The organism is Flavobacterium columnare NBRC 100251 = ATCC 23463 (genome assembly GCF_002530675.1).
GTDB classification, from domain to species: Bacteria; Bacteroidota; Bacteroidia; order Flavobacteriales; family Flavobacteriaceae; genus Flavobacterium; species Flavobacterium columnare.
The window spans coordinates 1-14,944 of sequence record NZ_PCMX01000018.1 but is presented as its reverse complement, the minus strand read 5'-3'; the positions used below and the strand labels follow the sequence as shown (position 1 = coordinate 14,944).

Annotated in this window: 9 protein-coding genes, 1 tRNA gene, 1 other RNA gene and 1 pseudogene; 9 read left to right on the top strand and 3 right to left on the bottom strand. The window is 32.5% G+C overall.

Annotated elements, in window-relative coordinates:
• Nucleotides 1–167 precede the first annotated feature (167 nt).
• The 6 genes from B0A78_RS02975 to B0A78_RS02950 all read left to right on the top strand — a co-directional run bounded on the left by B0A78_RS02975 (nucleotide 168) and on the right by B0A78_RS02950 (nucleotide 8,983).
• The gene (locus tag B0A78_RS02975; protein WP_077225589.1) at nucleotides 168–986 is read left to right on the top strand and encodes a DUF1338 domain-containing protein; all 819 of its coding nucleotides are present in this window, start codon (nucleotides 168–170) and stop codon (nucleotides 984–986) included.
• A gap of 87 nt (nucleotides 987–1,073) precedes the next feature.
• The gene (locus tag B0A78_RS02970) at nucleotides 1,074–2,438 is read left to right on the top strand and encodes a hypothetical protein (protein WP_065213045.1); all 1,365 of its coding nucleotides are present in this window, start codon (nucleotides 1,074–1,076) and stop codon (nucleotides 2,436–2,438) included.
• A gap of 50 nt (nucleotides 2,439–2,488) precedes the next feature.
• Nucleotides 2,489–4,363: a phosphoglycerate dehydrogenase gene (gene serA / locus B0A78_RS02965; protein ID WP_097609341.1), complete on the top strand. Its 1,875-nt coding sequence runs from the start codon at nucleotides 2,489–2,491 to the stop codon at nucleotides 4,361–4,363.
• 84 nt (nucleotides 4,364–4,447) lie between these two features.
• On the top strand, nucleotides 4,448–7,366 hold the full coding sequence (locus B0A78_RS02960) for an FAD-binding and (Fe-S)-binding domain-containing protein (RefSeq protein ID WP_014166373.1): 2,919 nt from the start codon (nucleotides 4,448–4,450) through the stop codon (nucleotides 7,364–7,366).
• Between the two features lie 337 nt (nucleotides 7,367–7,703).
• Nucleotides 7,704–8,822: a histidine decarboxylase gene (locus B0A78_RS02955; RefSeq protein WP_065213047.1), complete on the top strand. Its 1,119-nt coding sequence runs from the start codon at nucleotides 7,704–7,706 to the stop codon at nucleotides 8,820–8,822.
• Nucleotides 8,823–8,910: 88 nt separating this feature from the next.
• Nucleotides 8,911–8,983 (top strand) — tRNA-Met (locus B0A78_RS02950).
• 365 nt (nucleotides 8,984–9,348) lie between these two features.
• Here the strand turns inward: B0A78_RS02950 and B0A78_RS02945 are convergent.
• Nucleotides 9,349–9,756 carry a hypothetical protein gene (locus B0A78_RS02945; protein ID WP_014166358.1) on the bottom strand — a complete coding sequence of 136 codons (408 nt, stop codon included), beginning with the start codon at nucleotides 9,754–9,756 and terminating at the stop codon, nucleotides 9,349–9,351.
• 527 nt (nucleotides 9,757–10,283) lie between these two features.
• On the opposite strand from B0A78_RS02945, the gene B0A78_RS02935 reads away from it, so the two are divergent.
• Nucleotides 10,284–10,730, top strand: a complete 447-nt coding sequence (locus B0A78_RS02935; protein WP_014166357.1) for a KTSC domain-containing protein — start codon at nucleotides 10,284–10,286, stop codon at nucleotides 10,728–10,730.
• A 143-nt stretch (nucleotides 10,731–10,873) separates the two neighbouring features.
• On the opposite strand, the gene B0A78_RS02930 is transcribed toward B0A78_RS02935, so the two are convergent.
• Nucleotides 10,874–12,079: an NAD(P)-dependent oxidoreductase gene (locus tag B0A78_RS02930; protein ID WP_014166356.1), complete on the bottom strand. Its 1,206-nt coding sequence runs from the start codon at nucleotides 12,077–12,079 to the stop codon at nucleotides 10,874–10,876.
• A 218-nt stretch (nucleotides 12,080–12,297) separates the two neighbouring features.
• On the opposite strand from B0A78_RS02930, the gene B0A78_RS02925 reads away from it, so the two are divergent.
• Nucleotides 12,298–13,503, top strand: coding sequence for a serine hydrolase domain-containing protein (locus B0A78_RS02925; RefSeq protein WP_014166355.1), 1,206 nt, complete (start codon nucleotides 12,298–12,300; stop codon nucleotides 13,501–13,503).
• A gap of 60 nt (nucleotides 13,504–13,563) precedes the next feature.
• Nucleotides 13,564–13,961, top strand: a transfer-messenger RNA (tmRNA) gene (ssrA, locus tag B0A78_RS02920).
• Nucleotides 13,962–14,078: 117 nt separating this feature from the next.
• On the opposite strand, the pseudogene B0A78_RS02915 reads toward ssrA, so the two are convergent.
• Nucleotides 14,079–14,909: pseudogene (locus tag B0A78_RS02915) on the bottom strand (ISAon1 family transposase).
• Between the last annotated feature and the right edge of the window lie 35 nt (nucleotides 14,910–14,944).

Sequence of the window (14,944 nt, the reverse complement as noted above, 5' to 3'; positions counted from 1 at the left end):
AGTAAAAAAATAATATTGATCTTTTTGCCTATTTTATATTGTTTTTAAAATGTTAAATTAACACAATTAAGAGTCTATAAAAGTCAAATTTTAATAAATTTACTTAGATGTTGTAAATATACTTATAAATATACTAATTTTGTGTCACATTAAAAGAAAACAACACCATGGATAAAGATCAATTATTGTCAAAATTATGGGAGCAATACATCGCTATTACTCCATCTGCTCAAAAAATTCACGCATTATTAGCTGCTGAAGGAGAAATAATAGGAAATGACCATATTGCTATTCGTACATACGATGATAAACGTGTCGATATTTCGGTTTTAGAAAAACCTTTTTTAAAAGCAGGTTATGAGCCAAAAGGCGAATATGTTTTTGAATCTAAAAAATTATTTGCAAAACATTATGAACACGCTACAGATAAAAGCGCGCCACGCGTTTTTATTTCACAATTAGAATTAGCTAAATGTTCAGAATCATTACAAAAAACAGTAAAAGAAACTTTAGATGCTTGTGACCAATCAGTATTTCAAAAAGAAGATTTAATTTTAAGTGGCGCTGTATGGAATAATTCTTCTAACGCAATCTATTCCAATTTATTGGAAGAGTCAGAGTATGCAGCGTGGATGTATATTTATGGTTTCCGAGCTAATCACTTTACAATTAATGTGAATGCCTTAACCCAATTTCCGACATTACAGTCTTTAAACCAATTTTTAAAAGACAATGGTTGGAAATTAAATACTTCTGGTGGTGAAATTAAGGGAACTCCTGCTGAACTATTAGAACAATCAAGCACATTAGCTGATTTATATACAGTAAACTTTGATGAAGGAGCTAAAGAAATACCTTCTTGCTATTATGAATTTGCGTTGCGTTATCCAATGGCTAATGGAGAGCTTTATTCAGGATTTATAGCTGCTTCAGCAGATAAAATTTTTGAAAGTACAGACGTGAAACTTCAAAATGAAGCAAAATAAGTTTTTATATAAAAAATAATACAGAGTTCTCTTGTGAAAATAAGAGAACTCTTTTTGTTTTAAAACAAAAAATTAAAAGAAACTAGCATGATTAAAAAAATTTTCTTATTGCTCATTTCTCTAACAGCAGGCGCGCAAACTATTCAAATAAAAAACGAAAAAGTAACTATAGATGGCGTTCCAGTTCTTCAGCTAAAAGTAATATCCAATCGCTTCAAATATGATCTATATGATCTGAATAATAATTTGATGCTTCATGCGAAAATGATACCTTGTAGAGGTTGTAAAGAAATAAATGAAATTCAATTTGAATTGATTAGCCCTAACTACTCAGATGTAAAAAGATTAAAAGTTTTAGAAGAATCCTTTAGTCGTTCCAGAGAATTTATCAAGATGCTATGTCAGTACCATGTATTGAATCAAAAAGGACTTGATTTAGAACGTCTTTTTACAATAGATGAAGAAAGATTAAAGTTAGAACCCGTTGAAACGAAACCAATTGAAGAAAACATAAGTACTAAAGAATTTAAAATCGTAGCAAATGACTTACTCGTTCACGGAGAAAAAGTTGGTTTTTTTGAACAGAAACAAGAAAGTCTAAAATGTAAAAATTATCAACTAAATTATATTAAATACATCCTATTTGATTTAGATCGCAATTTAATTGCTTCTTATTGCACAATAGAAGATACCGCTCCCTATGGACATCCTGATTTCTTCAGGATTTCAGAAGCTTTGCAAATCGATCGATTAGTCGTTCGAAACGGTGTGAATTATGTATATGACACACTGCCAAAAGAAGTAATAATGCAATTTTTAGCGACAAAGGCTTTTCAACAGAATTATCATTTGGGACATTTTATCAATAGGAACTATTCCCCTGTTTTGACCGATTCAGAACAAAATGAAGAAGTGAAATATATTGACAAAAGTTCTGAATATTTCTTGTGTAGACATGAAGATATTGTGGGAATAGGGACTTTTGATCTAGTAAAAGGATTTAATGATGACCCTAGTTTTAAGACTGGTAAACAACACATTTACTTTAAACCATTAGATACGGATTTGAAACCCTATGTTATTCATGGAAAATATGATGAAAAAGTAATTATAGAAAATCATTACGAATCCAATGCCTACATTGCTTTTGATGTAGTTAATAAAGATGTTTTTGAAATTTTTGAAACGATACAAAGTGCACAAGAATTAAGACCCGATTGGTCTGTATTTAGAAAAATAGTATATGAAAATCAAAAATTTTATATTGCATTAGATTTTAAGCAATTCATCATAAAAGACAAAAGAAAAAATAAAGGCGTTCGGTTATCCAATAAAAAGGATACAGCAAATAAACAAATCTTAAAATACTTAGATATAGACCCTCAAATCTTGAAAAAGTACGAATTAAAACATTTAGATGAATTAATTCAGATCGTTTCTGTAGCCAAGTAAATTCTTTTATTAATTTAGTTTTCAAATTATTAAAATACACTAAATCTGTTATGGCACAACGCAAAATCTTTATTTTCGATTTCGATAGTACTTTTATACAAGTAGAAGCACTCGATGAATTGTGTACTATTATTCATGGAGAAACACCTATAGCCGAAACAGTTCTAAAAACCATTCAAGAAATAACCAATCAAGGAATGGAAGGACGTATTACCTTAAAAGAATCGTTATCAAAACGAATTCATTTATTACAAGCACATCGAGATCATCTAGAAGAATTAATAAAAAAATTAAAAGATAAAATTTCCACATCTGTTATTCAAAATAAAAACTTCTTTAAACTACACAGCGAAGAAGTGTACGTTATATCAAACGGATTCAAAGAAATAATAGTACCTATTGTCCAAGAGTTTGGAATAAAACCCGAAAATGTATTAGCAAATACCTTCGTTTTTGATCATCAAGGAAATATAGTAGGATTTGATGAAAAAGAAGAACTGTGTGAAAATAAAGGAAAAGCATTAAAAATTCAATCCTTAAAGTTAGAAGGAGAAGTAATCATGATAGGTGATGGCTATACCGATTACGAAACACTACAATACGGAGTAGTATCTAAATTTTATGCTTTTACCGAAAATATAAAACGTCAAGTAGTATTAGATTTAGCAGAAAAAGTAGCTCCCTCTTTAGATGAGATCTTATACGATTTGTCCGTAAAAGCGTCCGTTTCTTATCCTAAGAATAGAATACAAGTCTTACTATTAGAAAACATTCACCCAGACGCAGTTGCTCAATTCGAACGCGAAGGGTATCAAGTTACCAGTTTAAAAGGATCACTATCAGAAGAGGAGTTGTGTGAACAGATTAAGGAGGTATCCATACTCGGAATTCGTTCTAAGACAACCGTATCAGCACGTGTTTTAGAAAACGCCCATAAACTGCATGCAATTGGTACTTTTTGTATAGGAACCAATCAAGTAAACCTACAAGTTTGTAGTCAAAAAGGAATAGCTGTTTTTAATGCCCCTTATAGTAATACACGTTCAGTCGTAGAACTAGCAATAGGAGAAATGATCATGCTAATGCGTGCTACTTTTGAAAAAAGTCAAAAAATGCACCAAGGAATTTGGGATAAGTCGGCTAATGGTAGTGTAGAAATTAGAGGGAAAAAATTAGGAATTGTTGGATATGGTAGTATTGGATCTCAACTTTCTATTTTAGCTGAAGCCCTAGGAATGCAAGTCTACTTTTATGATGTGGTAGATAAACTAGCTTTAGGAAATGCTAAAAAATGCGCATCGTTACAAGAACTGTTGGCAGTGGCAGATGTGGTGTCTTTGCATGTTGATGGAAGAGAAAATAATGAACAACTGATGGATGCAAACGCATTTAGTGCGATGAAAAATGGAGTAGTATTCTTAAATTTGTCCCGCGGACATATAGTAGATATGGATGCACTAATTGTTAATTTAGATAGTGGTAAGATAAGAGGGGCAGCTATAGATGTTTTTCCTTATGAACCTAAAAATAATGATGAGGTATTCCTCTCCGCCCTGCGTGGAAGAGATAATGTCATACTAACACCACATATAGGAGGTAGTACAGAAGAAGCCCAACACGATATAGGAAATTATGTGTCAAGAAAAATAATACAGTATATCAATACAGGAACTACTTTTGGAAGCGTTAATTTGCCCGAAATTCAATTACCTGAATTTGATAATGCCCATCGAGTAATGCACATACACGAAAACGTCAAAGGGATATTGGCACAAATTAATACAATATTTTCCAATGCAAATTGCAACATTTTAGGACAATATTTAAAAACAAATGAACAAATAGGGTACGTAATTACAGATGTAGATAGTTTTTATGATCCAGATTTAGAAAAACAATTAAAAATGATACCCAATACAATATGATATAGAATCTTGTATTAATCATTAAAAACATAACGTATCAAAAGAAATTAAAAATTTCTGTTTAAAAAGAATTAAAAAGTGAGCATGAAATTAGATGTTTTAGAACAATCATTACAAGGAAAGTTATACCATGATACAACCATGCGTACACTGTATGCCACAGATGCTAGTGCATACCGTGAAATGCCTATGGCTGTTGCGGTGCCAGAATCAAAAGAAGATATAAAGAAAATAATAGATTTTGCTCGTACAAATAAACTAAGTGTTATACCACGCGCTGCAGGAACTTCCTTAGCAGGTCAAGTCGTTGGGCAAGGTATTGTGGTAGATATATCCCAAAAATTTACATCTATTTTAAGTGTCAACAAAGAAGAAAAATCAGCCTGGGTACAACCAGGAGTCATTCGAGATGAACTTAATTTAGATCTAAAAAAATACGGTTTATTTTTTGGACCCGAGACATCCACCAGTAATCGTTGTATGATTGGAGGAATGGTAGGGAATAACGCTTGTGGTGCTCGTTCAGTCGTCTATGGTTCTACTCGTGAACATTTATTAGAAATCAAAGGATATTTAGCAGATGGGAATGAGGTTACTTTTGGAGAATTAACCAATGAAGAGTTTGAAGCTAAGTGTCAAGGTATAAATGTTGTAAGTGAATTAGAACAAAAAATTTATTTGCAAGCCAAAGAAATACTATCTAACCCCGTAAACCAAGAATTGTTTAATGCCAATTATCCCAAAAAAACAATTCCAAGGCGTAATACAGGATATGCTTTAGATTTATTAGCTGATACAGCACCTTTTGGAAACTTTCAAGAAAAATTTAATTTCTGTAAACTCATTGCAGGTTCGGAAGGAACTCTATTTTTTGCTACAGAAATCAAGTTAAACTTAGTGGATGCCTTAAAACCTAAAGCGGGTTTGGTGTGTGTGCACTGCGATAGTATCAATGCTTCTTTAAAGGCTAATTTAATTGCATTAGAATACAATCCAGATAGTGTAGAGTTAATCGACCATTATATTCTAGACTGTACCAAAGAAAATATAGAACAAAGTAAAAATCGTTTCTTTGTTCAAGGCGATCCTAAAGCTATTTTAGTAGTAGAATTTCTTCGTGATACAGTAGAAGAAATTCAGGAAACAGCTCAAAAAATGGAAGAGCAGATGCGAGCAGCAGGCTTAGGTTATCATTTTCCAATTGTTTATGGAGAAGATACAAATAAAGTATGGAATCTTCGTAAAGCAGGTTTAGGACTTTTGTCTAATATTCCAGGAGATGCTAAAGCCGTAGCCGTGATAGAAGATACGGCAGTAGCTGTAGAAGATTTGCCTGATTTTATTGAAGAATTCAACAAAATTTTAGAAAGCAGGAATCTATTTTGCGTACATTATGCGCATGCCGCTACGGGCGAATTGCATTTGCGTCCTATTATAGATCTGAAGACACAAGAAGGAACAAATATGTTCCGAACGATAGCAACAGATATTGCATATTTGGTAAAAAAATACAAAGGTTCATTAAGTGGAGAGCATGGAGATGGACGGTTACGAGGCGAATTTATTCCATTCATGTTAGGTGAAGATATTTATCAAATGTTTATTCAAGTAAAAAATACCTGGGATCCTTGGGGAGTTTTCAATCCAGGTAAAATTGTTAATACACCTCCCATGGATACTTCGTTGCGTTACCAAGTAGGACAAGTAACACCAATGCCAGAAACATATTTTGACTTTTCAGAGTTAAATGGATTTGTGCGTTCCGCAGAAATGTGTAACGGTTCTGGAGATTGTCGTAAAACCGAAAAAAGCGGAGGAACCATGTGTCCTAGTTATATGGCCACTCGTAACGAAAAACATACCACAAGAGCAAGAGCTAATATTTTACGAGAAACCATCACACATTCTAAAAAAATAAATCCATTTGATCACGAAGAAATAATAGATGTTTTAGACTTATGTTTGAGTTGTAAAGGATGTAAATCAGAATGTCCTTCAAATGTAGATATGGCTAAGTTAAAAGCAGAAGCCCTGCAACAGTATCATGATAAAAATGGAATAAAATTTCGTTCTAAATTAATAGGTCATACGCCACGAGTAAACAAAATGTTTGCTCAAGTACCCTTTTTGTATAATTTGTCAACCAAAGGATTTTTAGGAACCCTAGTAAAGAAAACAACAGGATTTGCTACAGAACGCTCCCTTCCTGAAATGTATAAAATAACCTTTGAAAAATGGATAGCTAAATTTAATCAAGAAGGAACTTTTGAAAACGGAGAAGTTTATCTATATAGTGATGAATTTTTAAATTATTTTGATGTAACTATTGGGCAAACAGCTGTTAAATTATTAAATAAATTAGGTTATAAAGTTATCGTTCCATCAATAGGAATCAGCGGTAGAACCTATTTATCGAAAGGAATGGTAAAAATTGCCCGTGAAATAGCCGAAAAAAATGTAGAAAAAGTATATGATTTGCTGCCTAAAGAGGCTGTTTTAGTAGGAATAGAACCATCTGCTATCTTAACCTTTAGAGACGAATATCCCGATTTGTGTCGAAATGATTTAAAAAATAAAGCAAAACAAATTGCTAAAAAAACTTTTTTAATAGAAGAGTTTTTAGCACAAGAAATAGAAAAAGGAAAAATAACTTCTGATCATTTTACAGATAAAGAAGAACGTGTACGTATGCACGGACACTGTTTTCAAAAAGCCTTATCTTCCTTAGTACCCTTGAAACAAATATTGTCATTACCTAAAAATTATACAGTTTTAAATATACCAAGTGGCTGCTGTGGTATGGCAGGTTCATTTGGATATGAAAAAGAACATTACGAAATCTCAATGAATATCGGAGAATTGGTTTTGTTTCCAACGATTCGCCAAGAATCAAAAGAAACAATTATTTCGGCATCAGGAACAAGCTGTCGTCATCAAATTGCAGATGGAACTGGTAGGCAAGCGCAGCATCCAGTAGAGATTTTATATAAAGCACTGAAATAAAAATAGAGTAATTATAAAACGAAGAAGGTGTCTGAAAAGGGTGAAATGACAAGGTTACAACCTTTTCGGACAAGCCTCTTTCTTCAAAAAGAATTAAGGCAATAGTACTTCAATAAAACACAAAACAGGTTAAAGCCCAAATGAATCTAAATAATAAGATTCGTTTGGGTTTCCTGTTTTGGAGAGTCGAAATTTATTAAGATTTCGTTTGTTGAAGTGTTTGTTGTTTAGAATTTATTTTTGTTTAATAAGGTTAAAATAGATTTAATTTCTAAATATAGGTTTGTTTGTAATATAATATTCTGATAATGTTATTTTTGTTGAAAAAACAAACACAATGAGTAATCCCGATTTAGAAGTCTCTCAGCAATTACAACAATTATTATCACAAGTAGAAGACCGTACAAAATATTTTTTAGGATATCCAGTCTCTAAAGATTTTGATTATTCTGAACTACTCCCTTTTTTGCAATTTCCAATGAACAATTTAGGCGATCCATTTGTAAAATCAACCTATCAAGTAGATTCACGCGAAATGGAGCGAGAAGTCGTTCGTTTTTTTGCAGAACTTTTTAGAGCCAATCCTGAGAATGTCTGGGGGTATGTTACAAATGGAGGGTCAGAAGGCAATTTATACGGTTTGTATGTTGCCAGGGAATTGTATCCTAATGCTATGGTTTATTTCTCTGAGGATACTCATTATAGTATTCAAAAAAATGTAACGCTTCTTAATATGGAGTATGTCATTGTTCGTTCACAAGAAAATGGAGAGATGGACTATAAAGATCTAAAAGAAGCCATTCGTTATAATAGACATCGTCCTGTTGTAGTAGTAGCAAATATTGGGACAACTATGACAGAAGCTAAAGATCATATCCCAACGATCAAACAAATTGTTGCAGATATGGCAATTGAAAAACATTATGTTCACGCTGATGCTGCTCTAGCAGGTGGATTTGCTCCTTTCGTAGAGCCTCGTCCTGCTTTTGATTTTGTAGATGGATGTGATAGTATATCCGTAAGTGGGCATAAATTTATTGGTTCGCCTATGCCTTCAGGAGTAGTAGTGGTAAAAAAAGAAAATCGTGATAGAATAGCTAAAAAAATTGCCTATATAGGTTCTTCAGATGCTACGATTACAGGATCTAGGAATGGGCATAGTCCTTTGTTTTTATGGTATGCCATTAAAAAATTAGGTCTTGAAGGTTTTGCTTTACGGACACAACATAGTTTGCAAGTGGCAGCTTATACTGAGCAAAAATTGAACGAAATAGGTGTAAAGGCTTGGCGTAATCCTAATGCTATTACGGTTGTGTTTCCTTCCCCCTCCGTGGAGGTTTGTGCAAAATGGCAACTAGCTACTGAAAAAGGATATTCTCATATTATTTGCATGCCCAATGTTACTTTTGAGCAAATAGACGAGTTTATTTCGGATGTGTTAAGTTTAAAGTGTTGATTTGTAGTTTTTTGAAAATAAAATAAATTAAAAAAGCTAAAAGTGCTTGTAGATATCAATAAACGTTATATATTTGCACTCGAAATAGCGCGGGATAGAGCAGTAGGCAGCTCGTCGGGCTCATAACCCGAAGGTCACAGGTTCGAGTCCTGTTCCCGCTACTAAGAAGAGAATCAAAATAATTGGTTCTCTTTTTTTATGCTTTATACTTATCTATTCTACAAGGATTTCTTAAAAATCTAGGATCAAGTCTAAAACCTGTGGATTTGATAAATTAGGGGATCAAGAACAAAAGTTGGGGATTATGCAAAAAGATTGGATAATCTGAATAAGAAGAAATTATCTTTCTTACCCCTCTAAAGTGACTTCTAAAGGCTTTTATTTGGATCAAGTCAAAAGCCTGTAGGATTGCTAAATTAAACATATAAATTGATTAGTCTAAAAAGGAATAACCCTAGAATCAGGTTCGAAAGTTGGATCAAGTCTAAAAAAAAGAGTGTTTGATACATTAGGAATTAACTCTGAATTAGTGGTTTTTATTCGTCTGTATTTGTTTAGGGTAGATGGAGATGTAAAAAATAAGTAATAATAGAATGCCTGATCCAAAAGGAAAAGCAGCAAGAGAACGTCCTTTTAAACCTAATATTAGTGTGTTTTCATCAAACTTAAAAAACTCGGATGACATCCACCAAGTGTTAGCAATAATCCAGAGGAACACGGCCATGTTGTGGTATAATTCAGAAATATCAGCTTTGTTTTTAAAAATAAAATAAATGCTGATACAGATAGTGGGAACGGCCATTGTTATGCCTAATGTTTTAAATTCTAAACACCAACACATATCTTTTATCAACCAAAAAACAATGTGAAGGTTTTCTATAAAACGTAGTTTTTTTGAAATGTGAAATTCTTTAGCAGGTTCATAAGGGTTCATTTATTTATGTTTTTAAGTTGATGGGATAAAAATAATTTAAATTGATTGAATAGGATCAAACTCTAAGAAAAAAAACGGATAGGATATCTTGCTCTATAGTAGAATTGGTTTTAATAGGTTTTTTTCCTTGTTTTTTTGTTTGAATAAAAAGGTTTAGCTATTGGAGTGTTAATACTAGCTGAAGTTTTTCTGTATCTTTGCGATTCGTTTTGATTTAAAAATTTCTAATGCTAAATAAGATTCTGTTTTTGAAAAAGAAGAAGAGGTGTTAGAGTCTTTTGCTTTAAAATTAAATAGAGGAAAGTGGCTTGAATAGAAGTGGAGATTCTGATTAAAAGAACGTATCTGTTTTTTAAGTTTAAAATATTTTGAATCAGAAGAAATGAAGGAATAAAGGGGGTAAAAGGATTAGTGTCTGAATTATAAAAACCTAGGTTTATATCCGTTTCAGCGGATACAGGTTCGAATCCTGTTCTTGTTACTAAGTAAGTCATTTAGGAACGAATGACTTTTTTTATTATAAAAATATGAGAAGAGTAGTAGAGTATCGCAAATTGTTGGAAGTAGATAAAAATGTTACCTTAAAAGAATTAAAAACTATTTATCGAAATGCGATGAAAGAATCGCATCCCGATAAATTTGCAAATGATGATGTAGGACGTACCTTAGCAGAAGAAAAGAGTAAAGATATTATTAATGCGTATCATTTTTTAGTGAGTATTGCTAATGAAACACGTGATAAAAATCTTCCTGAGTATGAAGAAATGATTCTAAATTCTCCTATAGCTGATTTTTATCTTGAAAAGCAAGTTTTGTTTGTAACGTATCTTAACGGAATAACCTATGAATATATTGGGGTGCCTAAAAATGTTTATATCAAAATGATTAATGCAGAATCTCCTAATAGATTTGCTAAAAGACATATTTATGGACAATATCTTTATCGTAAATCAGGGGAAGTTGTTTTGGATTAAAAAAGGTTTGACCGGTAAATAGTAGTAGTAAAAAAGAGTGACCATAAAATGTTGGACACTCTTTTTTATGGAATTATATAGGAAAGCTATCCTTTTCTGATCTGCTTTTTTAGCTTGTAGGATATTTTAGTGTTATTCGTTTTTTATTCTTTCCCCTCTACATAATTTTGAAGATATTCAAATTTAGGGGTTAGTTTTCCGTTTTGACAAACAGTAGCTCTTTCTAATATTTGGTCAGCATCATTGTTATAGAATGAAGGGATGACAGATTCTAAGAAAGTTCTCCCAAATCCTTCACTTGCATCTTTAGGGAGTTCGCAAGGGAGGTTGTCAACAGCCATTACAGCTATAGCTCGTGGATCTTCAAAATGAGTTTCGCGATGCTCATTAGGTAAATAGCCGTAAATAGGTTCTGCAATTGTAGAAGCTCTAAGCGTGCAAGCTATAGGACCGTTTACATCACAAGATATGTCAGCAACCACTTTTATTTTGTTGTCAGGTGCGGCTAGCATTTCCCTTGTGAGGATATAAGGGGCGTTGTTGCCGTAAAAATGGCCTGCCATAAAAACATCAGCAACTTTGGTAAAACGTTCAAAGTTGGATTGGTATTTCTCAGGATGAGCGTAGAAATCTTTTTTATCAAAAGGTTTTTCGTCTTTTCGGCTATTGTAGTCCTCTAAATCAATATGAGTATAAACAGCGCGATCGTATGATTTGTTTAAGAAATCTTCAATGCTAACTTGTTTCATTTTCATGCCATCTAGCATTTCTTTTGCTCCTAATCCTACTTTTCCATGCCCACTTAGGACTACTTTTATGGGAGGAAGAGTAATTCTTTTTAGACGGTCGATTAGCTCTTGTTGGTCTTTTAGAGTTTCTGCTTTTGCAATGTTGAATAAATCGTATTTTAGACCAAAAGCCCTAATGCCATTATAAGCACCTACTATTCCAGCATAGCGACCAAATCCAATCAAACGCTTGTTGTTAGCATCCACTATTGTTTCGTGATCAATCAGTCGGATGTTTTTTTCTAAACAAGCTATTAATAATTTACGGTTGTAAGGTTGTTTTTTTATAGTGTGCGAAAAAAAGAAGTAAGTCTTATTGGGAATCAAAGCCTCAACAGGTACTTCTTTTACACCTATTAGAACATCGCAATCTGTTAAGTCCGTATCTATTGAAATGCCTAAATTGCTGTATTCCTCATCTTTAAAGATACGAATATCAGAAGTTTCAACTTTAAAGTTTGCTTCTGGGAAAAATTCTTTGACCTTTAATAATTCTTGTGGAGAAAAAACAACACGCCTATCAGGTGGGTTTTTTCTCTCTTTGATAATGCCAAATTTCATGTGTTTAGTAGTTTTAAAAGGGTGGTTTTGTAACGAAAGAGTTTAATATTGTTGCAAATATAACGTTTAAAAAGCATTATACAATTTTAAAAAAGAGATGTTTTTATGAAAAGTATAGAGGTTTGGTTATATTTGTCGCCCATTTTGGGTGAGATTAATAGGAGAACCTTATAAGAAGTAATAATCCTTAAAAAAGAATGTTATTTCAGAATTTAATTATGAAGTTAGTTAGAGTATTAGTACACAGTATAGTTGTTTTGTTTGTTTTGTCTGCTTGTACAGATAAAAAAGCTAAAGTAAAAGCCAAAGAGGAGTATAAAATCGGTAAAATTTATACTATGAAACCTTATCAAGAAGAATTACCAGTCATTGATTCAAAAGAACTGAAAAAAGTCCAAGATAGTATGGATTATCTATACAATAAAGAGTTTTTTAGCAATGACTTTTCAGGGGGTATTTTAGTAGCTAAAAACGGAAAAATTCTATATGAGAAGTATAGTGGGATGGGTAATTTTGAAAAGGATGTACCCGTAACAGCCCATACGCCTCTTCATATTGCATCTGTTAGTAAAGTTTTAACAGCTACAGCAATATTATTGTTGATAGATTCTAATATGTTAAAACTCGATGAAAAAGTAAAAACTATTTTAGACGGTTTTCCTTACGAAGATATAACGGTTCGAATGTTGCTAAATCACAGAAGTGGCTTAAGAAATTATAGTTACTTTATAGAAGATAAAGGAGTTTGGGAAAGAGGTAAAGTATTGCATAATAGTGACTTAATATCTGTTATGAAAAACGGGAATATAGGTTTAGAGTTTAAACCCGATGCTCGATTTAGTTACTGTAATACCAATTACGCATTACTTGCATTAATTATAGAAAAGATATCTAAAATGAACTATCGAACAGCTATGAGTAAAATGATTTTCGAGCCATTAGGAATGAAAAACACCTATGTTTTTGATTTAAATGAGCATGCTGATACAGCCAGTTGTTCCTATAAAGGAAATTATATAAAATATCCTTTAAACCATTTAGATGATATTTATGGTGATAAAAATATATATTCTACGCCTCGCGATTTGCTAAAGTTTGATATGGCAACATACAACTCCGATTTTTTAAACAAAAAGCTACTAGCGGAGGTCTATAAAGGGTATAGTTATGAAGCCAGAGGAGTTCGAAACTATGGTTTAGGAATTCGACTCTTAGAATGGAAGGATGGTAAACAAATGTTTTATCACAATGGGTGGTGGCATGGAAATACTTCTGCTTACATCACATTAAAGAAAGAAAAAGTAACCCTGATTGCTTTATCCAATAAGTATACACGTAAGGCCTATTATATGAAATTGGCAACAGGGCTATTTGGAGATTATCCTTTTCATATACACAAAAAAGGGGATGAGTTGGTAGAATAATTTATTTTACGGAATCATCTTTGTATTTTATAAAAAGTTCTTACCTTTGCCATACTAATTGGGGTCGACTGGTTTTGACAGCGAGTGGAATTGATTAGTAAGCATGTCGAGCCAAGTATGGTAGGCTCGTAAATATCTGCTATACGAATATTACACGGCGAAAATAATTACGCTTTAGCTGCTTAATCCGAATTATAGTACGATTTGCCTAGTTCCTACAAGGTAGGAAAGCTAGATTCTCCTCAAAAGCCTTGGTTTGTGGCGGTTGAAAAAGGAGAACCGTAAAAATAAACCTAGAAAAGGTAAAGCTTTGAATCCTTTTTGACACGAATAAAGCTAAGCTAAAAGTGGTCGTTTTCAACCTTGCTTTTAGTCGAAAAATTAAGTGAAAACTAAGCATGTAGAAAGCTCTTTGATTGCTTGTTTGGACCCGAGTTCGATTCTCGGCGACTCCACGATTAGAACTGTTTAAAAAAAGCTCGTAAATCCTATTTTTACGAGCTTTTTTTTACTTCGATGGCAAAATATCAAAAAAAGAAATGTGTTTTTCTTAAATCAAGAACAAAAGTTGGGGATTATGCAAAAAGATTAAATAATCTGAATAAGAAGAAATCTATCTTTCTTACCCCTCTAAAGTGACTTCTAAAGGCTTTTATTTTAGCATTAAAAGATTCAGCAGCTGCATTAGTACTTCTATTATCAAAGTAGTTTAGTATTGATTGATAATTGAGTGTTGTTGTATTTAGAACAATGTTGAAGTTTTTAAATCCTGATTCTTCTACTGTTCTATACCAATGGGCTAATTTTAACATTGTAACATTTTTATCGTTATTGGTGTTGTAGATATTTCTTAATTGTTGAGATAAATGGTATGCTGTTTTTATCTCTGGATATAGTTCAAATAGAATTTCAGCTCTTTCTTGTTGGTTTATCGTCCATTTTTGGCGAGATTTATAGAGTAAATACCTGTGTCTAGCTAATAATTGCTTTGGGGAATCACCATTGGGTAAAATTTGTGGAATATGTGTTTTGTTTTCTGATTTTGCTTTTATTATGGCTTGATTTTCCATATCTGTAGCTTTTCATCGGTATTTGATTCTGATTTCTTGTAAGGCTTCTAAGGCTCGTTTTTGGATATGGAATCTATCGGTTACTTGTATTGCTTTTGGAAAACATTTTTTAGCTATCAATTTCATAGTATTGGCCATATCTAATGTTGTTTCTTTGACACAATTTCTTTTTTCAGGATCAATTTTACGGATAAGTTCTATGACTTGATCATCCTTTGTTTCAGCAATAATAGCTACTAAGGAACTTTTTTTACCTTTGAATTTTTTGTTGGTTACAATAGTGTAAAGTTTCCCCTGAGACAAAGCTACTTCATCAATTGATAGATGTGTCCCCATATTTTGGGGATAAATAATCCATTGATGCGCGTGTT

Excerpts from the sequence above, each read along its gene's own strand:
- B0A78_RS02975 (WP_077225589.1), top strand. The coding sequence starts at position 168 with ATGGATAAAGATCAATTATTGTCAAAATTATGGGAGCAATACATCGCT.
- B0A78_RS02970 (WP_065213045.1), top strand. The coding sequence starts at position 1,074 with ATGATTAAAAAAATTTTCTTATTGCTCATTTCTCTAACAGCAGGCGCG.
- serA (WP_097609341.1), top strand. The coding sequence starts at position 2,489 with ATGGCACAACGCAAAATCTTTATTTTCGATTTCGATAGTACTTTTATA.
- B0A78_RS02960 (WP_014166373.1), top strand. The coding sequence starts at position 4,448 with ATGAAATTAGATGTTTTAGAACAATCATTACAAGGAAAGTTATACCAT.
- B0A78_RS02955 (WP_065213047.1), top strand. The coding sequence starts at position 7,704 with ATGAGTAATCCCGATTTAGAAGTCTCTCAGCAATTACAACAATTATTA.
- B0A78_RS02945 (WP_014166358.1), bottom strand. The coding sequence starts at position 9,756 with ATGAACCCTTATGAACCTGCTAAAGAATTTCACATTTCAAAAAAACTA.
- B0A78_RS02935 (WP_014166357.1), top strand. The coding sequence starts at position 10,284 with ATGAGAAGAGTAGTAGAGTATCGCAAATTGTTGGAAGTAGATAAAAAT.
- B0A78_RS02930 (WP_014166356.1), bottom strand. The coding sequence starts at position 12,079 with ATGAAATTTGGCATTATCAAAGAGAGAAAAAACCCACCTGATAGGCGT.
- B0A78_RS02925 (WP_014166355.1), top strand. The coding sequence starts at position 12,298 with ATGAAGTTAGTTAGAGTATTAGTACACAGTATAGTTGTTTTGTTTGTT.